Below are 24,540 nucleotides of genomic sequence, written 5' to 3' on the forward strand. Positions count from 1 at the left end.
CTGCGACGTAAGCAAATCTGCGCGGCTGCGGAAGGGCGCCAGCGCCTGCGCCTGCCGGCAGACGCACCGATCGTGCAGCACGGCAGCACCCTGTGTATCGCTTGCCCACACGAACCGTCAGCCAGTGCAGCCGTGCACCCGCGTCACCATCAACGCGTCTTGCTGCAAGCCGGATCTCTACCTCGCCGCTCGGCCGAATCACACCAGTAATCCGGCCGCCACGCTTCGAACGTGACCGCTTTCGCCGCATTGGCGCGCGTGACGCGCACCGGGTCGGCTTTCAGCGCATCGCCGTTCGGATCGTCGTTGAAGCGCCAGTTCCGGAACACCTCGCGATGGAACACCCACGTGCGATGCGCGTTGTCGTAGCGAAACGTGACACGGTCGCGCCAGTGATCGTGGCCCGCGAATACGCCCTGTTCGACCGTGAAGGTGCGCGGTTCGATCGTGAGCGCGTTCTCGGCGACGCCATCCAGGTACGGGTCGCCCATCCCGCCTTCGTCGGCTTTCATGATCACGGCGTCGTTGCGCGCCGCGAGCCGGTAGTGCCCGTCCTTGCCCGGCAGGAAGATCATCAGCGGACGCAGCGACGCCTTGCGCATCGAATCGTCGGGTTGATGCGCGACGACGACATAGCCGATGCCGGTGCTGTCGGTCAGGCGCCCCGACGCGGCATCCAGCGCTTCGTAGCCGGCGGGAAGCTGCGCGACGATGTCGTGCGGAAGGTCGGGTGCGTTGGGGCAAGCGGATGTCGCAGGTGAATCAGGGCACGTCGCGGCGCAGGCACCGCCGATGCCGAACGTCAGCAGCGCGGCGACGAGGAATCCTTTGATGCGGGGGATCGTCATGCGGATCGAGTCATGAGATGAGGTCACGCCGCGGAAGCCGGCGCGCACGCGCCGTCTCGTCTCGCCGCAGCGCGGGTTGGTTGTTCGTCAGGTGCCGCAGTGTAACCAGTCACGCGCGCTTGCGCGTCGGCCGCGGGACTGGCGCGGGCACCGGTGCCGACGCCGACGCTTCCTCGGCCTGCGCGCACAGCCGGTCGAGCATCCGTTGCGCGGTTTCCGCGCAATCCTCGCCCTCCGGCTTGTTCTCGATTTCCTCGATCAGCACCTCCAGATGTTGCCGGTTCTGCGCGAGACGCTGTTCGAGCCGCACGATTTCGTCGACCTTGTGCCGCAGCGCCACCAGCAGCTCGTCGCGCGGCCACGCGCCGAGATCGGGCGGCAACACCGCGCGGATTTCGTCGAGCGCAAAACCCGCGCGCTGCGCGCGGTCGATGATCGCGAGCCGCGTCAACGCTTCCGACCCGTATTCCCGATAGCCATTCGCCTGCCGACGGGCCGGTTCGAGCAGCCCGCTCGCTTCGTAGAAGCGGATGCGCGACGCCGCGAGGCCGCTCGCCTTCGCCAGTTCGCCGATTTTCATGCTGTGCTCCAAAAGGGCTTGACCTTAAAGTTGACTTTAAAGTTATCGTTGGGCATCGTCAATCGAGGGTGCCCTCCATGAACCTGTTTACACCGCTGACACTGCCCAACGGGGCGGTGATTCCGAACCGTCTGGCCAAGGCCGCGATGGAAGAGAACATGGCCGATGCGAACCACGCACCGTCCGACGCGTTGCTGCGCCTGTACCAGGCGTGGGCCGATGGCCAGGTCGGCCTGATCCTGACCGGCAACGTGATGGTGGACGGCCGCGCGATGACGGGGCCGAACGGCGTCGTGCTCGAGAGCGATGCGCATCTCGACCGCTTCCGCCGCTGGGCGCAGGTGGCGCGCTCGGGGGGCGCGCACGTGTGGATGCAGATCAATCACCCGGGGCGCCAGATGCAGGCGGCACTCGGCCAGACGACGCTCGCGCCGTCGGCCGTGCCGCTCGCGCTCGGTGCGCTGTCGAAGCAGTTCCCGGTGCCCAAGGAGATGACGCCGGCCGATATCGCCGACGTGCAGCAGCGCTTCGTGCGCGCCGCGCAGCTCGCGGAGCAGAGCGGCTTCACCGGCGTGGAGATCCATGCGGCGCACGGCTATCTGCTGAGCCAGTTCCTGTCGCCGCTGACGAACCGCCGGCAGGACCCGTGGGGCGGCAGCATCGAGAATCGCGCACGCCTGCTGCTCGACATCGTGCGGGAGGTGCGCGCGACGGTGTCGCCGCAATTCGCGGTCGCGGTCAAGCTGAACTCGGCCGATTTCCAGCGCGGCGGCTTCAGCGCGGACGATGCGAAGCGCGTGGTCGAACTGCTGAATCCGCTCGGCGTCGATCTCGTCGAACTGTCGGGCGGCAGCTATGAAGTGCCGGCGATGCAGGGCGAGGCGCGCGACGGGCGCACGCTGGCCCGCGAAGCGTATTTCCTCGAATTCGCGCGCGACATCACGGCGGTCGCGCGGATGCCGCTGATGGTCACGGGCGGCATCCGGCGCCGCGTGGTGGCCGAGCAGGTGGTCGACAGCGGCGTGGCGATGGTCGGCATCGCGACCGCGCTGTCGATCGAGCCGAACCTGCCGCGCGACTGGCGGGCCGGCAAGGACAGCGCGCCGGGGCTGGAACCGATCCGCTGGAAGAACAAGGCGCTGGGCGCGCTGGCCAACATGGCGGTCGTCAAGTTCCAGCTCACGCGGCTGAGCGTTGGCCGGCGCACGCACCCGCAGGTGTCGCCGCTGCGCGCGCTGGTCGGGCAGCAACTGGCCGCGCAGTGCCAGACGCGGCGCTACCGGAAGTGGATGGCGGGGCGCGCGGCAGGCACGCGTGCGTGACGTGCGGTCATGCGGCCCGGCGACGGGTTCGTCGGGCCGCCGTGCGCCGAGCCAGGGCGTTCATGCGGTTGCGTGAGTGGTCGCGCATTCGCGGTGAGGTCGCGATGAAATGCGCCCGCCGCAGGGCATGCGCACCGGCGGCGGGTGCGGCGCACTGCACCGCGCCGGATCAGAACCGGTAGTTCGCCACGACTTCGAGCCGCCGGTCGTTGCCGAGCAGGTATTGCGTCTCGTTGTAGTACGCGGACTGCACGAAGCGCCGGTTGAACACGTTGTACGCGCGCGCGGTGATCGTCGTGTCCTTGCGCGGTTTCCACGCGAGGCCGAGGTCGACCGTGGTGTACGACGGCATCACGAGCTGGTTCGCCGTGTCGGCGAAACGCTTGCCGACGTACTTGACGCCCGCGATGCCCGTCCAGTCCGGCGCGAAGCGCCAGCTCACCCACAGGTTCGCGAGCCGCTGCGGCACCGACACCGGCACGTTGCCCGCGCGCGATACCGTCGTGCCGCCGGACGTCTGCTGGAAGTCGTCGTATTTCGCGCGCAGGATCGACACGTTCGCGTCGACGCGCCAGTCCTTCGCGATCTCCGCGCCGACCGTCGCCTCGAGCCCGCGCGACGACTGCCGGCCGATCTGGATCGACTGGTTCGGGTTCAGCGGATCGGCCGTCAGCAGATTGCTCTTGACGATCCGGTACGCGGCGAGCGTCCATTCCGCCTTGCCGCCGAGGAACGACTGCTTCACGCCGATCTCGATCTGCCGGCCGGTCGCGAGCGTGAAGTTCGCCTTCGACGCATTCAGCGACAGCAGCGAGCTGATCGGATCCGCCGCGACCGAATACTGGCCGTACACGGCGAGGCCGGGCTGCACGTCGTACACGGTGCCGATGCGCCAGCCCGTGTTCGCGAACACCTTCGTGAATGCGCCGCCGTTCACGAGATCGTCGCGGTTCACGCTCGCATGGTCGTAGCGCAGCCCGCCGATCACCGACCAGCGCGGCGTGATCTCCAGCCGGTTCTCGGCGAACAGCGCGTACTGGTTCGCCTGGCTGCGGTACTTCGGATAGGTGCCGGCCGTGTTGATGAAGCTGCCCGGATCGAAGTTGAACGGATCGACCGTCGACGTGCCCGAATACGGCGAGTTGTTGTCGTGCTGGAACGTCGTGTGATTGAACTCGAAGCCCGTCGAGAACGTGTTGCGCATGCCGAGCAACGCGGTGGTGACGGTGGCCGCCGTCACGTTGCCGTACTGCTCCTGGTCGTGGAAGATTTCCGTGAAGCTGCTGCGCCGCACTTGCGCGGTCGACGGCAGGTACGTGTAGTACTCGGCGTCCTTCCAGTGTCGGTTGCTCTTCATCCGGTACAGCGTGCTCGTCACGTTCAGGCTGTCGCTCGGCTGCCAGTTCGCCGCGACCGTCGCCCAGCTGTCGCGGAACGCGATGTCGCTGTCGCCGACGTTGTAGTTCTTCTTGTCGAGCGCGCGATCGCGCGCGCCGTTCACGAGCGGCACGCCGAAATACTGCATCGGATGCTGGAAGCCCTGCGCGTACGACGCGGTCACGTACAGGTCGGCGCTCACGTCGTAGCGCAGCGCGCCGGAGATCGACAGGTTGCGCGAATTGCCGCGGTCGACCCAGTTCGACGAACGGTTGCCGCTGATGTCGAAGCGGTACGACAGCGTGTCGTTGATCGCACCGCCGCTGCCGAACGCGACCCGCGCCGTGCCCTCGGTGCCGCCGCCGACCTGCAGCTCGTTCTGGATCGCGCCGCGCGTCGGCTTCTTCGGCACGATGTTGACGACCCCGCCGATCGCGCCTTCGCCGTAGATCACCGAAGCGGGGCCGCGCAGCACGTCGATATGGTCGACCGACCACGTGTCGAACGGAAACGTGATGCCGATCGCGCCGTACGGGCGCACGCCGTCATAGAGCTGCGTGACCGACGACGCGCCGACGAAGCCGCGCGCGCCGAGTTCCGAGCCGCCGTTGCCCGGATGCGGCGACGCGCTGATGCCGGCGGCGCGGCTCACCGCGTCGACGATCGCGCTGTCGCCGCGCGTGTCGAGTGTCTTGCGATCGATCTGCTCGACGCTCGCGGGCGTTTCGAGCGAAGTCAGGCCGAGACGGCTGCCGGTGTCGAGCGGCTGCGTGAGCGGTGTCGCCTTCTGGGCGTTGACGCGAATCGGTGCGAGCGTGGCGCCGGCGCGCGCGGCATCGCTTTCCTGGGCCTGCCCGGCGGGCGAGAAGGCCGCGAGCAAGGCGGCGGGCAGCATCAATCTGAACTTCATGTTTCGAGATCCTTTGAATCTGCTTAATGCGGTGTTGCTTGAAAGGCGGCGCATCAGAACGCGTACCGCATGCCGGCGAACACGCTGCGCCCTTCGCCCGGATAGAAGATCGCGGTGTTCGCGGTGCGCGCATCCGCGACCGTGCTGATGTCGCTCACATAGCGCTTGTTGGTCAGGTTGCGCGCGTCGACGAACAGCGAGAGGCCATTGCGGAAGTCGTAGCCGGCTTGCAGCCCGAGCAGCGTATAGCTCGGCACGCGCAACGTGTTTGCATCGTCGGCCCATGCGCCCGACGGCACCCAGTCGAGCGTCGCCGCGATGTGGAAGCCGCTCGGCCGCGCGTATCCCAGCGTCGCGCGCAGCACGTTCAGCGGCACGCCCGCGATCCGGTTGTTGCCGTACTGCGGGTCGTTCTTGAAGCGGAAGTCGTTCAGGTTCCAGATGCCCGACAGCGTGACCTTGTCGCCCGCGCCGCGACCGGTGACGTTGCGCAGCAGCTCGACCGACGCGCCGGCCTCGATCCCTTGCAGCACCGTCTTGTTCGCGTTGAACGTCGACGCCGGGACGTCCGGGTTCGTCGTGTACTGCAGCAGCTGGTCGCGCACGAGCGAGCGATAGGCGGTCACGTCCCAGCTCACGCGCTCGCGCGAGCCGCGCGTGCCGAACTCGATCGTCCACGCGTGCTGCGCGGCGAGCGGCGTGAAGCGCGTCGTGTTCGAGAAGGTCTGCGTGAGGTCGGTGAAGTCGGGCACGTCCTGGCTGCGCGTGATGTCGACGTAGGCCTGGGTGCGCGCATCCGGCTGCCACAGCAGCCCGAGCTTCGGATTGACGCCGCTGTAGCTCGCGTTCGTCGACTTGGTGTTCGGGCTGCGCGGCAGCCCGCCGTTGTCGATGTACTCGCGCACCGAGTGCAGCACCTTCACGCCCGTCATCAGCGCGACGGTCGGCACGAAGAACAGCCGGTTCTCGACATACGCCTCGTAGTTGAACGCCGTTTGTGTCGAGTCGAGCGTCTGCGCGCCCTTGTTGCCGTTGACGTTCACGTACTGGTTCGCCTGCGTGCGGCCGCCGAAGAAGCGTGCACCGACGATCAGGTCGTTGCGCATCCCGCCGAGCGTCAGGTGGCCCGTGTAGCGCGGCGCGAAGCCGTAGGTCCAGCCGTCCTGGTCGAGCGCCTGGAAGATCGGGTGATAGAGGCTCTTGTGGATCGCCCACGTGTCGAACTGCAGCTCGCCCGAATCGAGCTTCACCGTCGTGCGGTTCGCGATCCGCTCGGTGCGCGTGTTGCGCGCCTGGTCGCCCGATATCGCGTTCGGCGCGGCTTTGGTCGGATTGTTCAGCGCGTCGGACAGCGACAGCGTGCCGGGCAGCAACTGGTCGACGACGTACACGCCGACGTAGAAGCGCGTCTCGACCGTCGGGCTGAACCGGTAGCCGACGTTCGCGTTGAACTGCTCGTATTGCCCCTTCGAATGATCGCGATAGCCGTCCGCGTGATTGACGCTGAAGTTCGCGAGGAAGTCGAGCGGGCCGAGCACGCGCGAGATCTGCGCGCTGGTGCGCACCGTGCCGTAGCTGCCGCCTTCCACGCGCAGGATGTTCGGCGCGTCGGCGGTATGGGCGGTCGGCGTGATGAAATCGATCGCGCCGCCGAGTGTCGACGCACCATACGCGAGGCCGTTGCCGCCCTTGTAGACCTGCACCGCCTGCAGTGCGAGCGGATCGATCTGGTAGTAGTCGCCGCTGCCGTCCGCGAGGTTGGTCGGGATGCCGTCCTGCAGGATCTCGAGGCCGCGCGTGTGGTACGAGCGGGCGATGCCCGAGCCGCGAATCGACAGCCGCAACTCCTGGCCGTAGCGGTTCTCGACGAACACGCCCGGCACGTCCTTCAGCACGTCACGCAGCGTGAACGCGTAGGTGTTCCGGTAGCTGTCGGCATCGACGAAGCCCACCGAGCCGACCGTCTGCTCGAGCGTGCGCTTCAGGCTGCCGGTCGATTTCGATGTCAGCGAGTCCATCTCGCGGGGTGCGTTGACGTTGATTGCGGGCAGGGGCGACGCGGCCGGTGCGTCGGTTGGCGCGTCGGCGCTCTGTGCGCAGGCGGCCGATGCGGAGAGCACGGAGATCGCGCCGGACAGCGCGACGGCAATACGGGTCAAGGTAAACATGTCGTTGTACGTAGGACGATGATGAGTCGGACACGATGCGCGCCATGCACGGCACCGGCCGCCGCGCGTGGTCACGCGCGCGGGCTTGGCATCGGGCGCCGGCAGGGCGGGCAGGCGAAGCGGACGGCGCCGCGCGGTGTGCGGCGGCGCGGTCCCGAGGTGCGTCAGGCGCGGGCGAAAGGCGGCCCGCGCGCGGCGAGCGCGTAGCGCTTCGCCGGGTAGCGGGCAGAGGAGATCGGCGGCGCGGGCGGCGCATGCCGCACGGCCGGGGAAGCGGACAGGAACACCGCGTACTGCAGCGGCGGATGGCCGGCGAGCAGGCCGCAATAGCCGCAGCGGTCGAAATGCCGGTCGGATGGAGAATCGGCTGGAGAAGCGGACGGAGAAGCGGACGGAGAAGCGGACGGAGAAGCGGACGGAGAAGCGGACGGCGCAGGCGATTGCGCGTGCGCCACGAGCGTGTTGCCGGTTGCCGAGCAGATCGGCGCGGCTGGCAGGCCGTCATCGGATGCGGCAGCGCGCAGTTGCGAGATCAGCGGCGCGACGAGCGCGAGCACGAGCGCAAACAGCCCGAGCCACGCGGTGGCCCGGGCGTGTCGCGTCGGTGCGCGGCGTACGCCGGCGCGCGATGAATCAGGTCGCTGCGCGTGCCGCACGGCCGAACAGCACACGGTCGATCAACCAGACTGCGACGATCGTCGCGCCCATCAGCGGGAAGACGATGCCGAGCAGCACGAGCCCCGCGATCCAGCCGCGCATCGGCGGCGCGCCGCGTTCGCGCGACGGCGCGCCCAACTTGCGAGCCGGGCGGCGCTTCCACCACATCACGGTGCCCGTGACGGCCATCGCGGCCAGCCCGAGCGACAGCACCGCGCAGACGATCTGGTTCGCGAGCCCGAAGTAGCGGCCCATGTGCAGCGACGTGCCGTATGACACGGCGCGCGATACCGCGCCGTAGTCGTCGTAGCGGATGTCCTTCAGCACGGCCCCGCTGTACTGGTCGAGGTAGATCGTCCGCTCGGCTTTCGGGTCGTCCGGGAAGTACGACGCGGTGAACACGCCATCCGCGCCGGACGGCAGCGCGAGCGTATAGCCGCTCGTCACGCCGAGGCCCGCGACGATCGCGATCGCGCGGGCCAGCGGCAGCGGTGCCGGCGTCGGTGCCGACGGCGAATGCGGAACGGGCACGTTGCCGACCGCCCACGGCGTTTGCGGCAACGGCAGGTCGTCCATCACCATCCCCGGCATCGACTCGCCGGAGTCGTGGTGATGGCCGGACGGTGCGGCAGCCTGGGCAGGTGCGGGCGCCGCGGCGGCACCGGGGCGCGTCGAGCGAACCGACCCGCCGCCCCATGCGCCTTCCGGCGCGCCGAGGTTCACGGTCGCGGCCAGCGCCTTGAAGTTCTTGCCCCACGAGCCCGACCACGGCAGCCCCGTCAGGATGAACGCGATCGTGCCGGCCGCGAGCCAGATGCCGGCGGTAGCGTGGAGGTTTTTCCACAGCGGCCGGCCGCGCAGCGACAGGTCGGGGCGCAGTGCCTGCCCGACGCGCGCCGCGCCGCGCGGCCACCATAATGCGATGCCGGTGCCGATCATCACGAAGGTCCAGCACGCGGCGAGCTCCATCAGCAACTCGCCCGTTTTGCCGAGCAGCAGCTTGCGATGCAGCATCCGGTCGATCTGCATGAAGCGGTTCTCGACGCTCAGCGTGCCGAGCACGCTGCCGTCGTACGGGTTCACGTACACGCTCTCGCGGCTGCCGTCGCGCAGCCGGAACACGTATTCGGCGCTGCGGTCCGGCGCGGTCGAGACCTGCACGGACACCGGCGTCGAGCCGGCCGGCATCGCGGTGCGCGCGCGCGCGAGCAGCGTGTCGGCATCGAGCCGCGGCGTGGCGCGCGGCTCGACGACGAGCCGGTGCGGATACAGCAGCGGCTCGATCTGCGGCTGGAAGCAATAGAGCGTTCCGGTGATCGCGAGGACCACCAGGAACGGCATGACGAACAGGCCGGCATAGAAGTGCCAGCGCCAGAGCGTCCGGTAGCCGGCGTGGGCGGATTGGGCGGGCGAGATCGCCCGTTCGACGGTGGTCGACATGGTGTCAGCTCCTCGGGTTCGTTGAGCGGCCGCGCCGGCACGGGCCGGCGGACGTCAACGCGCGTTGCGCCCGCCGGCCGGCATCGACGGAACGGGCGGCGCGGCGCCATGCGCGGAAGCGGCGCATGACGGCGTCGCCCGCGCGAGGCGGGCAGGCGGGTGAACGGTTGAATCAGGTCGTGTGAGACGAACGGCATGCAGGCGCGCGCACGTCGACGTGCACGAGCCGCGGGGCGGAACCGTCAGCAGGACAGCGGAGGGGCGCGGGAGGGTGGGCGATCGTCGAAGATCGATCGCACGACAGGAATGCGGTCGACGTGAATCCGGAAGCGCCGTGGCGCGGCGGCGGGAAACAGCAGCACCAGCAGCACGAACGACGCCAGCGCGGTAAACAGCGCGGCGCCGAATGCGCACAGGCTGTCGCCGCTGCCGGACGAGGTCGCATTGTCGGCATGGCCGTCATGCTTGAGCGCATCGGCGAGCGCGCGCGCGTCGTTGGCCGGTGTGATCGGCGCGCCGGCATCGAAACGGGCCGCCAGCGCGGCGACGTTGACGATCAGCGGGCCGCGGCCCGAACACAGCACCACCGAGCCCGCATCCGGACCGTCCGGATCGAGCATCACGGCGCCCGACATCAGCGCGCGGGACAGCAGTGTCACGAGGAGGATCCCCCACAGAAGCTGTCGCGCGACGCCTTGCCGGAGCAGAAAGCGGCGAAGTGCGTTCATGGCGCGCGATTGTACCTCCGTTTGCGGGGCGGGGCCGTCCGCCACGCTGATGCACGGCATCAGCCCGGCGTGCTGCCGGAAGCGGACGAAAGCACGCGGGCGGCTACTCGGAACCGAACGATCCGCTGCCGGGCGGCGGGTTCGCCGGGCCATACGACCAGGTGCCGTCCGCGCGGGCGGTCAGCACGTTGCCCGAGCGCCGGTCGTACAGATGCCACTGTTCGTCGGCCGGATCGTCGCCGTACGGCCAGGTCGTCAGCTTGCCGCCGAGGTCGAAATCGAACGCCCACGAACCCGGCTGGGCGCAGGGCGTGACCGACTGCAGGATCTGCCCGTCGAGCCGTTGCGCGGCGGCCGCGATGTCGCCGGATCGGGATTCGCTGTGCGCGAGCTCGTGACCGTCGAGCGCGATCGACCAATGGCAGTAGCAGATCCACAGATGCCCGTTGCCGGCCACCGTCACGTGCCGCGACGCGAGCCTGTCCCGTGCCGTCGCGGACAGGCCGGGCGAGCCGGCGAGCGGCTCCCTGACATGCAGCGCGGGTTGCCCGAATTCGAACGTGAGAAAGCTGCCCTGGCCTTTCGTCACGGACCAGGCAGGGGTGTCGCAGATGGCCGGCCAGATCCGGTCGAAGTCGGCAGCGGTCACGGCGCGCGTCTCACATCGGCGAAACAGGACTCGGCCTCGGCGTCGTCGGCGCTGCCGTCATCGTCGGCCACTTGATCGGACAGGCCGGCCGGCGACACGCGCCGCATCGTCCGCTCGACGTCGCGATCGTCGCGGCGAGCGTTCGGGTCGAGCGGCTCCTGTGCGTCTCGTCCGTCGCGTTTCACGAACACGCCGAGTGCGCCGGCCTGTCGGGATGGCCGGTTCCGGGGAATCATGCGGCGAGATCATCGGGCATGCGCGTGCCGCGCATCGGGAAAGGCCGCCGCAGCCGTGCGTGACGCCCGCGGCAGCCGATGCAGTGCGCCGGCTCAGGCCGGATACGCATCGTCGACTTTCAGGTTCGCGAGCCGGAACAGCGTGCGCAGCGTCTGCGGATGAATGTCGCGGTGCGCGGCGAGCGACGTCAGCATGAAGTCGAGCACTTTCGCGTAGCGGAGCAGCACGAGGCAGCGCGCGAGATCGGGCGTGCGGCCGCGCATGTCCTCGGCGAGGTGAACCATTTCGGTGGACAACGAGCGTGCCATCTCGAGTTCCATCTGCTGCTTTTCGGTCCAGTCGGGCAACGGCTGTTCGAGCACCTTCGCGAGAAAGAGCTGGAACGACGTGTCGGACGAATTGGGCAGTGCATCCATGAAGGGCCTCGTTACTTGCTCGGATCGTTCGGGCGTGTCCGCTGGATGCGCCCGACGGTGGGTTCGTGTCCGCGCGGTGATCGGCGCGGCGGTTACCCGAACGGGATGCAGGTTTCGTACCAGCGGCACGAGACGATTGTTGAGTATTGTTGAGCCGCGAGGCGATGAGGGCCGCGAGTCCCGCCGGTACTGGGGGGAGGAGGGGATCGAGGAGGCGGTCTATCGGCGCGGCGCGATGCATATCGCGTACGCGGAGCAGCTCGCCGACGCGAAATGCTTCACGGATGTAACGTAACGCCGGGATAAATTGCGTGGCGCGTTCCCCGGCGGTCTGATGAATCGGGCCGGCCCGCGCGTGCCGCCTGCGCCTGTCAAGCGTTCGGGCCGGCGGAAGCGTTGGGACAGGGTGTCCGCCATGCTCGGCGAAAGCCGCCCGCGAATGTGCCGGGTGTTTCAAATCCGAGACGGATTGACCCGTGGCGATCCGGTTGCGCGCCCCGTCCAACTGGCCCAGCGAATTGTCGGCCAATTGTCCATGGGCAGACGGCGCGGGTTTGCCAACAATGCCCCGATCATCCCTGCGAGGTTCGACATGAGCGTCCACGCCTTCTTCTCGGCCAACCTGCTGCTGGCCTACACGGCTTACTTCATCGGGACGGCCAGCCCCGGGCCGAGCAATCTCGCGATCATGTCGGTCGCCGCGAACCAGGGCCGCAAGGCGGCGCTTGCGTTCGCGCTCGGCGTCATTTCCGGATCGATGTGCTGGGCGACGGTGGCGGCGCTCGGCGTGTCGGCCACGCTGCTCGCGTGGTCGAAGCTGCTGGTCGCGATCAAGCTGTTCGGCGGGCTATACCTGCTGTGGCTCGCGTACAAGTCGGGACGTACGGCATGGTCGGGCAACGCGGCGGCGTCGACGAACGCAGCGGGCGAGCAGCGGCTGTCGCGCTTCTACGTGCGCGGCGCGATGCTGCACCTGACCAATCCGAAAGCGATCCTCGTGTGGGTGTCGATCGTCGCGCTGTCGTCGAACGGCGCGGGCGCGTCGCACGGCGCCGTCGTGCCGGGCTGCATCGTGATCGGGTGCCTGGTGTTCGGCGGCTATGCGCTCGTGTTCTCGATGGACGGTGCGCGCCGGCTGTACGTGCGCGGCCGGCGCGCGATGGAAGCGTGTCTTGCCGTCGTGTTCGGCGTGGCGGGAATCAGGCTGTTGGTGTCGAACGTCTGAGGTGGCAGGCCCGCGCGTTTAGCTCTGGCGGGTGGCGCGGCGCTTGGGCGAACGCACGGCATTACCCGGCTGCTCCGCCGGACGCGTGAACAGCGACACGATCGTCTGCCGGAGCCAGCGGTGCGCCGGATGGCTGTCCCAACGCTGATGCCAGATCACGCAGTAAGGTCGCGCGGGCATGCGCACCGGCGGCTGCCGCGACACCAGTTCCTTTTCGTGGATCGACAGATCGAGCAGCGTGGTCGGCAGCACGCCGATGAAATCCGACTCCCGGATGATCGCCAGCGCGGGCGAGTACGCATTCAGCGTGAGGACGAGATTGCGCTGCAGGCCGTGCGCGGAGAGCAGGCTGTCGTACACCGGCACCCGCATGCCGGAAAACCCGACGTCGAGATGCCGCGCCGCGAGAAAGCGCTTCAGCGTGAGCGGCCCCTTCGCGAGCGGGTGATCCTTGCGCATCAGGCAACTCCAGTGGATCGGCCACATCTCGTGCGTGCGCACGCCGCTGCTCGGGCTCGAGTCGTTCAGGTAGCCGCCGATCGCGAGGTCGACGCCGCCGCGATCGAACATGCCCGGCAAGTCGGCGACGCTGAACGGCGTGAGCTCGAGTCGCATCGACGGCGCATGCGTGCCCATGTACTGCGCGAGGCGCGGCATGATGCGCTCCACCGAGTAGTCCGACATCGCGATCGTGAAGGTGCCCCGATGTTCTTGCGGGTCGAACTGGTCGGGCGAGATCGCCTGCCTCAATGCGTCGAAGTGCGGCTGGACCGCCGACCACAGCTCGCGCGCCCGTGCGGTCGGCCGCACACCGGAGACGGTTTTCTCGAACAGCACGTCGTCGAGCGACTCGCGCAGCCTGCGCAGCGCATTGCTGACCGCCGACTGTGAAAGCGCCAGCCGTTCGGCGGCGCGCGTGACGTTGCCTTCGGCCATCAATGCCGCGAACACGCGCAGCAGGTTGAGGTCGAGCTGGCGGAACACATCCTTCATCGCACATCTCCCATTCGGATGCCGGCATCCCGCGCGTGACGTCGGGAACCGGAACGTCGTGGCGGCCAGTGTCCGGGCCGCCGGCCGTTCGCGCAAGGTCGCGTTTGCCCTTGCAGAGAACCGGCTGACGCGGCGACGACGTCGCGCGCCGCGCTCGCACCGTTATTCACGTTGGTGATGATCATATTCTGGAAATCCGTTGGACGCGGTAACGGTGCGCATCGAACATGAGCACGAAACCACTGCAGCCAGCAGCGGGAGGAGACAGACGATGAAAGAGGATGCAGTGAATCCGGCGGGCGCCCTCGCGCTCGATCGCCTTTCGGCTGCGGTGCAGCCGTCGGAGCGGGCAGGCACGCTGCGCGACGTCGCGGCGGCCGCGGCAGGCAACGCGCTCGAATGGTTCGACTTCGTGATCTACGGCTATTTCGCCAGCGTGATCGCGAAGCTGTTTTTCCCGGTGGCCGGGCCGGTCGGATCACTGTTGCTCGCGACGGCGACCTTCGGCGTGGGGTTCGTCGTGCGACCGCTCGGCAGTGTCGTGCTCGGGCTGTACGGCGACCGGTACGGCCGCAAGGCGGCGATGTCCGTCACGATCTGGCTGATGCTGGCCGGCACGGCCGCGATCGCGGTGGCGCCGCCGTATGCGCAGGCTGGCTGGCTCGGCGCCACGATCCTCGTGCTGGCGCGGCTCGTGCAGGGCTTCGCGGCATCGGGCGAATTCGGCAGCACCGTCGCGTTCCTCGCGGAAAAGGCGCCGCCGCATCGACGCCATTTCTTCGTGAGCCTGCAGATGGCGAGCACGATGCTGGCCATCGTGCTGGGCGGCACGATCGGCACGATCCTGACGACGTCGCTCAGCCCGCATCAGCTCGAAAGCTGGGGCTGGCGCGTGCCGTTCGTGGTCGGGCTGCTGATCGGCCCGGTCGGCTTCTACATCCGCCGGAGCGTGTCGGAAACCGATGCGTTCGTGCACGGCGAAGCGCTGCCGGTCGCGCAGGTGCTCAAGCGCCTGTTCGGCGAGCACCTCGCGTCGTTCCTCGCGGCGATCGGCGTGACGATCGTCAGTACCGCCGCGTTCTACATGGTCCTGATCTACATGCCGACGTTCGCGGTGAAGCAGCTCGGGTTGCCGATGTCCGCGCCGTTCATGAGCACGACGGTCGCCGGCATCGTGATGGTCGCGATCGCGCCGCTCGCGGGCCTGCTCGGCGACGTCTGGCGTCGGCCGGTCGCGATGGTCGCCGCCGCGATCGTCGTGTTGTCCGCGATCACGCTGCCGCTCTATATGTGGGTCATCGCCAGCCCGTCGCTGCGCAACCTGCTGATCATGCAGGCCGCTGCCGCCGCGCCGATGGGCGTGCTCGTCGGGCTGGTGCCCGCGCTGGCCGCGCGTGCTTTTCCGGCCGCGGTGCGCAGCACCGGGCTCGCGGTGTCGTACAACATCCCGACGACGGTCTTCGGCGGGTTTTCCCCGCTGATCGTCACTTGGCTGATCGCGACCACGCACAACAAGGCGTCGCCCGCGCTGTACATCGTCGCGATGTCGGTCGTGAGCCTGGTCGCGCTGCTCGGGTTTCGACGCATGCCGGGCGAATAAGCGAGCCGGATTCGGTTTCAACCCGCATCGCTGAAATAGAGGATAACGAATGAAATGTCGTTCTATGGACGCGTAGAAATGATCGGTCGACCCGTCACTCTCAACAGGAGAAGTCACGCATGAAATTCACCCCTACGTTTGCGCCGCCCAGCGAGGCGGAACTCAAAGGACGCCTCGAGCGCGTGCGCGCCCGCATGGCGGAAGCCGGCCTCGATCGCTATGTGGCGTTCTCGCCGGACAACATCTACTACCTGACGAACTTCGCGAACATCGTCCACGAGCGGCCGTTCGTGCTGGTCATTTCGCGCAGCGGCCCGCCGCAATTCGTCGTGCCGCAGCTCGAGCAGCCGCATGTGCGGACGCGCTCGGTCGGCGAACTCGAGCTGATTCCGTATTTCGAATTTCCGGCGCCGGCCGGGCGCGAATGGAGCGACCGGTTCAAGGCGCTGTTCGGGCCGGGCGAGCGTGTCGGCGTCGAGTCGGTGTGTCCGTTGCAGGTCTATGCGCAGACGCCGGGCGAGCGCGTCTGCATCGACATCATCGACGACGTGCGGATGATCAAGTCCGACTACGAGATCGGCCGCCACGTGTATGCGTGCGGGATCGCGACCGACGCGCACAACCTGCTGCTGAACGAAGCGCGCCCGGGCCTCGGGATGGCGGAGATGTCGTCGCGCATTCGCGGCTTCATCATGCAGCGGCTGCTGGCCGACGATCCGACGCTGAACCCGTTGGCGACGCGCATCGTCGCGGTGTTCCAGCCGGGCAGCGTGTCGCACGATCCGCACAACTTCAGCAACATCGACATGCGGATGGAGGCGGGCGGCCCGCACGTGTCGATCGTCAATGCGGTGATGAACGGCTATGGCGCGGAAGTCGAACGGACCTTCTTCCTCGGCCGCGTGCCCGACGCGGCGCGACGCGCGTTCGACGTGATGTCGGAAGGGCGGCGGCTCGCGTTCGACGCGGCGATGCCGGGCGCGCTGCTGAGCGACGTCGATCGCAAGGTTAACGACTACTTCCGTCGCGCGGGAATGGGCGACCGGCTGCTGCACCGGACCGGGCACGGAATGGGCGTCACCGCGCACGAAGCGCCGTTCTTCGCCGAAGGCTACGACCGGCCGATCGAGAAGGGGATGTGCCTGACGATCGAGCCGGGCATCTATATCGAGGGTGTCGGCGGCTTCCGTCATTCCGATACGGTGCTGATCGGCGATGAAGGCCCGGTCCAGCTGACCGGTGGGCCGCTGGAACTCGATGCGTTGACGTTCCCGGTTCGGGCGTAGTGACGCACAGGCGTTAAAAAGCCGCTGCACGGATGGGTGCAGCGGCTTTTTCGCGAGCGGCTCGCTTCAGAAAATAAAGCCCGTATTGATGAACTTCGAGTAGTGATCCGACACGATCGAATCGAGCAGCTGCTTGCTGCTGTCGGTCTGCTTCGCCGCGACCATCGAGCGGATCGAGAACGCGCGCAGCGCGTCGCTCACCGACAGCGTGCCTTCCGCCGAATCCTTGCGGCCCGCGAACGGGAACACGTCGGGCCCGCGCTGGCACTGGCAGTTGATGTTCACGCGGCACACCTGGTTCACGAGCGGATCGACGAGCGCGCCGATCTGCGCCGGATCGGACCCGAAGATGCTGACCTGTTGGCCGTGATCCGACGTCGTCACGTAGTCGAGCGCGGTGTCCACGTCGTCGAACGTCGCCACCGGAATGATCGGCCCGAACTGTTCCTCGCGATACAGCTTCATCCCTTCCGACACCGGGTACACCACGGCCGGATAGAACAGCGTCTTGCTGAACTCGCCGCCCGAATGGTTGACGACCTGCGCACCCTTGGCTTTCGCATCGTCGATCGCATCCGTCATGTAGGCCGTGCGATGCATGCCCGGCAGCGGCGTGATGCTGACGCCTTTCTCCCACGGCATGCCGATCTTCAGCTGTTCGAGCGCGGCGGTGAAGCGCTTCAGGAATTCGTCGACGATCGAACGGTGCACGAGCAGCATCTTCAGCGCGGTGCAGCGCTGGCCGTTGAACGACAGCGCGCCGAGCAGGCATTCCTTCACGGTGAGGTCGAGATCGGCGTCGGGCAGCACGATCGCCGCGTTCTTCGCGTCGAGGCCGAGGATCGCGCGCAGCCGGTGCGACTTCGGGTGCTGCTTCTTCAGGTGGTCGGCCACCTTGCTCGACCCGATCAGCGCGAGCACGTTGATCTTGCCCGACGCGAGCATGTGCGGCACGACCACCGCGCCCGGCGCATAGATCGTGTTGATCACGCCCTTCGGGAACGCATCGCGGAACGCTTCGAGCAGCGGCTCGAACAGCAGCGTGCCGTACTGAGGCGGCTTGAACACCACGGTGTTGCCCATCAGCAGCGCGGGGATCAGCGTCGCGAACGTTTCGTTCAGCGGGTAGTTGTACGGGCCCATGCACAGCACGACGCCGAGCGGCGTGCGGCGGATCTGGCCGATCGTGCCTTCGGCGATCACGAAGCGCGAATTCGCGTTGTCGAGCTCCTTCAGCGCGTCGATCGTCTGCGTCATGTACGTGACGGTGCGGTCGAACTCCTTCTGCGAATCGGCGAGGCTCTTGCCGATCTCCCACATGATCAGGTTCACCACCAGCTCGCGCTGCGCGACCATTCGCTTGATGAAGTCCTGCATGCACGCGATGCGCTGCTCGACTTTCATCGTCGGCCACTCGCCGCGGCCGGCGTCGTACGCGCGCACCGCGGCGTCGAGCGCCGCGTCGCTTTCCGTTTCGCCCATCACCGGGTAGCTGCCGATCTCGACCTGCTCGACGCTGCCGTCCGCCTGTCGCACGCACACGGGCGACAGCACGGTCTTGGTCGCGCCGTCCCACGGCCGCAACGCGCCATCGACGAGCGACACGCGCTGGTGAATCGGCGAAGCGAGCCGGTACTCGGCGGGGATGTCCTGAAAGGCGGGAAACAGTTGCTGCAGGGAGGCGGAATCGGGCATGACGGTCTCGTTTGACGGGGTGTCCGGGAAGGACGGGCGATGCGAATCCTGAGCGGGAAATCCTCGATCCTGAATCGGCATCATGACGCGCGGACGACGACACGTCACGCGTGACCCTGGCCGATTCAACGACTGGAACCAGTTCCATTAAAAAGGAACGCCGGCGCGAATGCAAGAATTGCCGAATCGCGCCGCATGCATTGTAAGCATTCAGAAAGACTGTTGCCGAATGCTTGGTATAAGCCGCCAACAGCGCTCGCAAACGTTTCAAACGGGCCGGTTTCAGCGGATAATGGCCCGGCGCGGCGAAGAAAAAAATGAAGTGAGCCTGAGAGCATAGGTAGTGAAAAAAGGAAGAAGGTCCGCCGCGCTGCCGATGCGAGGTCGGCTGCCCGGAGCGCCGGGTCGGGGTTGCCCGGTCCGGCGCGCACCGGACTTCGAATATGCGCCGTCCGCTTCGACGGATGCTTCGTGATCCTCTCCAGTCCTTTCGTCGTCGTCGTCTCCCGAATCCCGCCTGTTGCCTGGCCCGTCATCGCCTGATGCGGTCGAAGCATTTCTTTCGTTTTTATTACCGCCGGGTCGCGTAAAAGCGCGAAATAGAAAGGCATTCGTCAGGAATGCAGAGCGCCATGCGCCTGCACGTTGCGGGCAGGCGACACGTTAAAAATTAACTAAAAACACGAATCATTCTCGTTTAATATTTCGCTCCGTTACGAGCCGTGACGGAGCGTCACGGCCTCTTTCGTGCCGGTCCTGCCGGCCGGCTGCCATCCGCCGCCGGCCGTTCACCGGCCCGTCGGCGCGACGAGGCGATCCCTGCGCGCCGCTGCTTGTTCACGGAAAGGCTGTCGCCAGCCCGATTCACCGCGTGGTTCGCACGTGGGCCGGATGCGTTTCCGTTCGCCGTTTTCCCTCAGCCTCTATTTCAACGATGAAACTCAACAAGAGCGCTTGCCATGCGCTGCTGATCGCCACGTCGCTGGCCGGCGCACGCACCTCCTTCGCACAGGCGAGCGACGCCGCGGCGACCTTGCCCGCGATCTCGGTCAAGGCGACCGCCGAGCATGCGTCGTACGACGGCGGCCGCTCGCGTGCCGCCACCAAGACCGACATGTCGCTGATGGACGTCCCGCAGACGGTGAACGTCGTGCCGCACGCGGTGATCGAGGACCAGAACGCGACGTCGATGCAGGATGCGCTGCGCAACGTGCCGGGCGTCGGCTTCTCGGTCGGCGACGGCCAGCGCGACCAGATCACGATCCGCGGCTTCAACAGCATCACGGACCAGTACGTCGACGGCATCCGCGACGATGCGCTCTACTATCGCGACCTGTCGAACGTCGATCACGTCGAAGTGCTGAAGGGGCCGGCGGCCGTGCTGTACGGGCGCGGCTCGGCGGGCGGCATCGTGAATCGCGTGTTGAAGCGGCCGGACGCGAACCCGGTGCGCGACGTGGGCGTGACGCTCGGCACGCGCGGCGAGCGGCGCGGCGAATTCGACCTCGGCTGGAATGCGAACGACGCGGCGCGTTTCCGCATCACCGGCGCGGCCGAGAACTCGAACAGCTTCCGCGACCAGTTTCAGCTCAACCGCCAGGCGATCGCGCCGTCCGCGCAGTTCAAGCTCGACAGCAACACGGTGCTGAACGTCGAATTCGACTACCTGCACGACCGCCGCACGTCCGACCAGGGGCTGCCCGCGTATCTCGGCCGGCCGGTCGACGTGCCGATCAACACGTTCTACGGCTCGGCCGACGCGGCGAACAGCTCGTACAACGACGTCTCCGCGAAGAGCGCGACGGCGTCGCTCGATCATCGCTTCAACGATTCGCTGTCGTTCCATGGCGCGATCCGCGCGTACGACTTCTCGCTCGAACGCAAGAACTACGTCACGTACGAGCCGATCAAGACGGCCGCGCACCCGGTCGTCACGCTCGACCAGTCGACGCGCCAGCGCACCGACCACGGCATCGACGGCCTGTTCGAACTCACGCAGAAGACGTCGCTGTTCGGCATGCGCCACGAGCTGCTGTACGGGCTCGAACTGTCGCAGCAGCAGAAGTTCGACACGATCTACAGCGTGTCGAAGGTCGCGACCTACGATCTGTTCAATCCGCAGCAGGTGGTGCTGCCCGGCGTGCCGACCGGCGCGCGGGCGAAGACGAACGCGTCGACCGTCGTCGGGCTCGCGGGGGTGTACGCGCAGGATCTGATTTCGCTCACCGAGCACTGGAAGGTGCTCGCGGGGTTGCGCTTCGACTACCTGAACCAGATCCGTCACGACTACACGTCGTCGAACGTCAATCTCGATCGCACCGATCACGCGTGGAGCCCGCGCGTCGGCCTGATCTACGAACCGCTCGACTGGCTGACGCTGTACGGTTCGTTCAGCCAGTCGTTCTCGCCGCTGGCCGATACGCTGATCAGCTCGGGCGCGTTCTCGAACGGCGCCGCGCTCGCGCCGCAGAAGACCACCGCGTATGAAGTCGGCTCGCGCTTCGATCTCGGCGGCAAGGCGACGGCCAGCGTCGCGCTGTTCGACATGCGCCAGACCAACCAGCAGATCGGCGACCCGGCGAATCCCGGCTATGCGCTGCCGATCGGCACGCAGCACGTGCACGGGATGGAGCTCGGCTTCACCGGCGAGATCGCGCCGAAGTGGTCGGTGTATGCGGGCTACGCGTACCTGAACGGGACGGTCGACGGCTCGGCGCAATCGACGGCGGCCAGCGTCGCGGTGTCGAGCAACACGCCGGGGCTGATGCCGCGCCACAGCGCGAACCTGTGGGTGAAGCGCGAGCTGCCGTACGGCTTCTACGCGGCGGCCGGCATGCAGTTCCAGTCGGCGCGCTACACGTCGGCGAGCGATCTCGTCACGCTGCCGTCGTTCACCGTGTTCAACCTGGGCGCCGGCTATCGCAGCAAGAAGGTCGACGTGACGCTCACGCTCGACAACCTGTTCAATCGCCGCTACTTCATCGCCGCGCACGGCAATGCGGATCTGTACAACATGCCCGGCGATCCGCGCACGCTGACCGCCACGGTGAAGTGGCACATGTAATGCACGTGATGCAGGCGCCGGGTGACAATGCGGGGCTTCGTCACGATAACCCGCCGCTCATTGCCCATGATCCGCCAATCGATTGATGTGTCGAACCTGACCGGCCGCGCCCGCGTGCTGTGCGCCGTGTTGGGGCTGGCTTGCGGCGCGGCCGCGGCGCATGCGCAGACGATCCCGGCCGACGCCGAACCCGAATGCCATTCGGTGTCCGTCGGCCGGGCGATCACGTTGTCGGGCCGTTACGTGGTGGATTACGGCGATGAAGAGAGCGGGGAGGACGTGTGGTTCGAGGAGGACGACGCATCGGCGCGGCGCCTGCCGGACCGTTCGCAACGCGCGGGGGTGATCCGGTTCACGAATCAGCGCGATGCTCGGCGCAGTCTGCGGCTACCGGCGGCGCAACCCGAAGGCGTGTGCCGTTTCGACGGGCACGCGACGCTCGTGATTCGCGATCTGGAAACCGTGTGCCCGGGGCTGGAAGAGCCCGATCACGCGCGGCTGGTGAAGGTCGTGAAGGCCAGCCTGCCGACGCGACATGCGTGCGAGGCCGCCGCGCCATGAGGCGGGCGCGACCGCGCCGTTACTCGACGTCCTCGTCGTCCACCAGATCGCCGCCATCCGCGTCGACATCCGGCGCCGCATACGCGCTCGCCTGCTCGAGCAGCCAGCCGCGAAACAGCTCCAGCGGCTTGCTGTGGCTGAACTCGGTCGGATACACGAGGTAGTACGCGGAATCGCCGACCGTCGCCGCATCGCACGGCACCACCAGCCCGAGCTGCTGCAACTGTTCCTCGACGAAGAATTTCGGCACGAGCGCGATGCCGAGCCCGGCCGCGGCCGCGCTGATCAGCATCGTGTGCAGCTCGTAGCGCACGCCCTGCATCGTGCGGATGTCCTCGACGCCGTGCGTCTCGAACCACTGCGCCCACGCGCCGGGGCGCGTCGTCGAGTGCAGCAGCGGGTAGGCGAGCAGGTCCTCGACGCCGTGCACGGGGCCGTCGAGCAGCGCCGGCGAGCAGATCGGCACGACTTCCTCGCCGAACAGGTAGTCGGACGACGTGCCCGGCCAGGTCGGCTTGCCGTAGTGGATCGCGGCCTCGAAGTGGGTGTCCTCGAACGAGAACAGGTCGGTGCGGCTGCCCATGTTCACGCGCACGTCGGGCGTGCGGTCGTAGAAGCTCTTGATGCGCGGGATCAGCCAGTGCGACGCGAAGGTCGGCAGCACCGCCAGCTCCAGGTAGCCGCCGCCGCTGCCGTGCGCGATGATCGACAGCGTGTCGCGGTCGAGCGCTTCCAGCGCGCGGCGCACCTGCGTGCCGTACAGCTTGCCGGCGCGCGTCAGCACGACGCGCTGCTTCACGCGGGCGAACAGCCGCACGCCGAGGCTCGCTTCCAGCGTCGCGATCTGGCGCGATACCGCGCTTTCGGTCAGGAACAGCTCCTTGGCCGCGTGCGTGAAGCTTTCGTGGCGCGCGGCGGCTTCGAAAGCCACGAGCGCGCCCATGTTGGGGATCTTGAATTTACGCATGATGTCAGGGTCTGTTTAGATGTGGAACGCGCATGCGTTGCCACGAGAACGGCCGCTCGCGAGGCGCGCGACGCCGCGAATACTGACGTATCGCCAAGGAGCGCAACGCGGCGAGCGGCCGTTCTCGTGGCAACCCCAAATTAAAAAATCATGCCACGGGAATGCCCGAAATCGCCCGTATGGCGGCGTCGCTCGTCGCTTGTTTGGCTCGGCCAAACGGCGCTCCTCACTCCTTGCCCTACGAGCGATTTCGGGCATTCGCATGTGCGTTCCATATCTAAACAGGCCCTGAATTCGTCTGACGAACGCACCTGCCCGGTGCGGGCCGGCGGGCGAAGCCGGGAGCGGCTGATAATTCCAAAAACTCATCACATATCAATTTAATCTCGCTTTACGCCCGGCTGCAACCCTTTGAATAATGCTCTCCACGCAAGGTCAGGCGCCCGTGGGGCGGCCGGCCGACGAGTTGCCGGCACGTTTGCCGGCGGTCCCCCGAGACGAGAATCCTGATGCGCAATCCGAATATCGAGAGCTTGCTGACGAAGCTGCTGGGACAGGCGAAGACCGACGCCCTGTTCTCGACCCTGAACATGCCGGCCATCCTCGAAGAATGGGAAGACGGCGTCGTGACGCGCGCGGAAATCGCGCAGGCGATGAACATGGCGCTGTTCGAAGGGCTGCTCGAACGGTCGGCGAACGGCCGCGCGTACACGGCCGAAGCGGTCGAAAGCGGCGGCTCGGTCTATTTCGACCACGGCGCGCTGCGCACGGTGCGCTGGCCGCACACCGGCGCGCTGCCGCCGGGCGAGGCCGCATTCACGCGCATCCTGCGTCCGCTCGGCTTCCGCCTGAACGGCCGTTACCCGCTCGACAAGCTCGGCATGACCGGCCGCGCGTATGCGCATGAAGACGCACCGGACGAAATCGCGCAGTTCTTCGTCAGCGAACTGCACCCGGAGCGTTTCTCGAAGGAATTCCAGCAGGCCGTGACGAACGTCGTGAGCACGTCGCGCGATCCGCTGTCGCCGGCGGCCGTCGCGCTGCTGTGGGAAGTCGAGCGCGAAGGCTGGCTGCCGCTGGAGGCCGCGCATGCGCTGCTGCCGGAGATCGTCGGCGCGTTCGCGCGCCAGCACGACCTGCCGAACGAACTCGACTACGAAACGCTGCTGCTCGAATCGGCGGAAATGGCGTGGATCGCGACCGAAGGCAACGCGTTCAACCACGCGACCGACCGCGTCGCCGACGTCTTCAAGCTGTCCGACGACGAGAAGGCGAAGGGCCGGCCGATGAAGCCGGAAGTCGAGCGCTCGCGCTCGGGCCGCGTGTTCCAGACCGCGTATCGCGCGGATACCGTCGAACGCGAATTCCGTACGCGCGACGGCGGCACGGTGAAGCGCAACGTGCCGGGTTCGTTCTACGAGTTCATCACGCGCAAGCGCACGTTCGACCAGGCGGCGCGCCGCTGGGTGACCGACCTGCGTTTCGATGCGGGCAACGCGCAGGGCATCTTCAAGATGACGGCGAACGCGGCGAAGTAACGAAAGGAAAGCGGGGGGCTGCGCTGGCCGCGACCGATTGGCCGGCCTACGCACGAACCGCGGCCTGAAGCGCCCTGCGAATGCAGGGCGTTTGTCATTTCGGGGAAGGGGCGTCATGGATGCCACGGCCGGGCGCGCGGGTTTGCGCGACCCGGAAAATCTCATCGAGCCGTGTCATATCCGCCGGTACGGGACGACAAACGTCTCGCCAGTCGAACCATCATTCATCGGCCGATTCGTCGTAGCACGTGTCAGGGAGACGCCTTTCGATCATCGGGT

At 67.3% G+C, this 24,540-nt stretch carries 20 protein-coding genes; 7 read left to right on the forward strand and 13 right to left on the reverse strand.

What is annotated here, in order from left to right; all coding sequences use genetic code 11:
- Positions 1-149: 149 nt before the first annotated feature.
- Both LGM56_RS15010 and LGM56_RS15015 read right to left on the reverse strand, forming a co-directional pair.
- Positions 150-848 (reverse strand): hypothetical protein, encoded by a 699-nt coding sequence (locus LGM56_RS15010; RefSeq protein ID WP_226205404.1) that lies wholly within the window; start codon positions 846-848, stop codon positions 150-152.
- 109 nt (positions 849-957) lie between these two features.
- A complete protein-coding gene (locus LGM56_RS15015; protein ID WP_226205406.1) occupies positions 958-1,428 on the reverse strand; it encodes a MerR family transcriptional regulator in 471 nt (156 codons plus the stop codon).
- Between the two features lie 77 nt (positions 1,429-1,505).
- On the opposite strand from LGM56_RS15015, the gene LGM56_RS15020 reads away from it, so the two are divergent.
- Positions 1,506-2,750, forward strand: coding sequence for an NADH:flavin oxidoreductase/NADH oxidase family protein (locus tag LGM56_RS15020; protein WP_226205408.1), 1,245 nt, complete (start codon positions 1,506-1,508; stop codon positions 2,748-2,750).
- 169 nt (positions 2,751-2,919) lie between these two features.
- Here LGM56_RS15020 and LGM56_RS15025 read toward each other — a convergent pair whose 3' ends face one another.
- The 8 genes from LGM56_RS15025 to LGM56_RS15060 form a co-directional block, all read right to left on the reverse strand.
- Complete coding sequence (locus LGM56_RS15025; protein WP_226205410.1) at positions 2,920-5,037, reverse strand: TonB-dependent receptor; 2,118 nt, start codon at positions 5,035-5,037, stop codon at positions 2,920-2,922.
- A 53-nt stretch (positions 5,038-5,090) separates the two neighbouring features.
- A complete protein-coding gene (locus LGM56_RS15030; RefSeq protein ID WP_226205412.1) occupies positions 5,091-7,205 on the reverse strand; it encodes a TonB-dependent receptor family protein in 2,115 nt (704 codons plus the stop codon).
- Between the two features lie 164 nt (positions 7,206-7,369).
- A complete protein-coding gene (locus tag LGM56_RS15035; RefSeq protein WP_319000763.1) occupies positions 7,370-7,876 on the reverse strand; it encodes a DUF2946 family protein in 507 nt (168 codons plus the stop codon).
- Positions 7,839-9,302 carry a PepSY-associated TM helix domain-containing protein gene (locus tag LGM56_RS15040; protein ID WP_226205417.1) on the reverse strand — a complete coding sequence of 488 codons (1,464 nt, stop codon included), beginning with the start codon at positions 9,300-9,302 and terminating at the stop codon, positions 7,839-7,841. The genes LGM56_RS15035 and LGM56_RS15040 overlap by 38 nt, the downstream gene beginning before the upstream one ends.
- A 242-nt stretch (positions 9,303-9,544) precedes the next feature.
- Complete coding sequence (locus tag LGM56_RS15045) at positions 9,545-10,030, reverse strand: hypothetical protein (RefSeq protein ID WP_089497757.1); 486 nt, start codon at positions 10,028-10,030, stop codon at positions 9,545-9,547.
- A gap of 103 nt (positions 10,031-10,133) precedes the next feature.
- Positions 10,134-10,679, reverse strand: a complete 546-nt coding sequence (locus LGM56_RS15050) for a hypothetical protein (RefSeq protein ID WP_226205419.1) — start codon at positions 10,677-10,679, stop codon at positions 10,134-10,136.
- Positions 10,676-10,915, reverse strand: coding sequence for a hypothetical protein (locus LGM56_RS15055; protein ID WP_089497755.1), 240 nt, complete (start codon positions 10,913-10,915; stop codon positions 10,676-10,678). Before LGM56_RS15055 ends, LGM56_RS15050 begins: the two co-directional genes overlap by 4 nt.
- Positions 10,916-11,008: 93 nt before the next feature.
- Positions 11,009-11,332 carry a DNA-binding protein gene (locus LGM56_RS15060; RefSeq protein WP_069259119.1) on the reverse strand — a complete coding sequence of 108 codons (324 nt, stop codon included), beginning with the start codon at positions 11,330-11,332 and terminating at the stop codon, positions 11,009-11,011.
- 592 nt (positions 11,333-11,924) lie between these two features.
- On the opposite strand from LGM56_RS15060, the gene LGM56_RS15065 reads away from it, so the two are divergent.
- The gene (locus tag LGM56_RS15065; RefSeq protein WP_226205421.1) at positions 11,925-12,557 is read left to right on the forward strand and encodes a LysE family translocator; all 633 of its coding nucleotides are present in this window, start codon (positions 11,925-11,927) and stop codon (positions 12,555-12,557) included.
- An 18-nt stretch (positions 12,558-12,575) separates the two neighbouring features.
- On the opposite strand, the gene LGM56_RS15070 is transcribed toward LGM56_RS15065, so the two are convergent.
- Positions 12,576-13,550, reverse strand: coding sequence for a LysR family transcriptional regulator (locus LGM56_RS15070; RefSeq protein ID WP_226205424.1), 975 nt, complete (start codon positions 13,548-13,550; stop codon positions 12,576-12,578).
- 271 nt (positions 13,551-13,821) lie between these two features.
- Here LGM56_RS15070 and LGM56_RS15075 point away from each other — a divergent pair, with 271 nt between their 5' ends.
- A complete protein-coding gene (locus tag LGM56_RS15075; RefSeq protein ID WP_226205426.1) occupies positions 13,822-15,150 on the forward strand; it encodes an MFS transporter in 1,329 nt (442 codons plus the stop codon).
- Between the two features lie 119 nt (positions 15,151-15,269).
- Complete coding sequence (locus LGM56_RS15080) at positions 15,270-16,436, forward strand: M24 family metallopeptidase (RefSeq protein ID WP_226205428.1); 1,167 nt, start codon at positions 15,270-15,272, stop codon at positions 16,434-16,436.
- 66 nt (positions 16,437-16,502) lie between these two features.
- Here LGM56_RS15080 and LGM56_RS15085 read toward each other — a convergent pair whose 3' ends face one another.
- A complete protein-coding gene (locus tag LGM56_RS15085; RefSeq protein WP_089463205.1) occupies positions 16,503-18,131 on the reverse strand; it encodes an NADP-dependent glyceraldehyde-3-phosphate dehydrogenase in 1,629 nt (542 codons plus the stop codon).
- Between the two features lie 934 nt (positions 18,132-19,065).
- On the opposite strand from LGM56_RS15085, the gene LGM56_RS15095 reads away from it, so the two are divergent.
- Both LGM56_RS15095 and LGM56_RS15100 read left to right on the forward strand, forming a co-directional pair.
- Positions 19,066-21,195, forward strand: coding sequence for a TonB-dependent receptor (locus tag LGM56_RS15095; protein ID WP_226205430.1), 2,130 nt, complete (start codon positions 19,066-19,068; stop codon positions 21,193-21,195).
- A 27-nt stretch (positions 21,196-21,222) separates the two neighbouring features.
- Positions 21,223-21,756 (forward strand): hypothetical protein, encoded by a 534-nt coding sequence (locus LGM56_RS15100; RefSeq protein WP_226205431.1) that lies wholly within the window; start codon positions 21,223-21,225, stop codon positions 21,754-21,756.
- A gap of 19 nt (positions 21,757-21,775) precedes the next feature.
- Here LGM56_RS15100 and LGM56_RS15105 read toward each other — a convergent pair whose 3' ends face one another.
- A complete protein-coding gene (locus tag LGM56_RS15105; protein ID WP_226205432.1) occupies positions 21,776-22,723 on the reverse strand; it encodes a LysR family transcriptional regulator in 948 nt (315 codons plus the stop codon).
- Positions 22,724-23,232: 509 nt separating this feature from the next.
- On the opposite strand from LGM56_RS15105, the gene LGM56_RS15110 reads away from it, so the two are divergent.
- The gene (locus LGM56_RS15110) at positions 23,233-24,261 is read left to right on the forward strand and encodes a DUF1338 domain-containing protein (protein ID WP_089463203.1); all 1,029 of its coding nucleotides are present in this window, start codon (positions 23,233-23,235) and stop codon (positions 24,259-24,261) included.
- Positions 24,262-24,540 lie beyond the last annotated feature (279 nt).

This window comes from Burkholderia sp. AU38729 (genome assembly GCF_020419725.1).
In the GTDB taxonomy this organism is placed as follows: Bacteria; Pseudomonadota; Gammaproteobacteria; order Burkholderiales; family Burkholderiaceae; genus Burkholderia.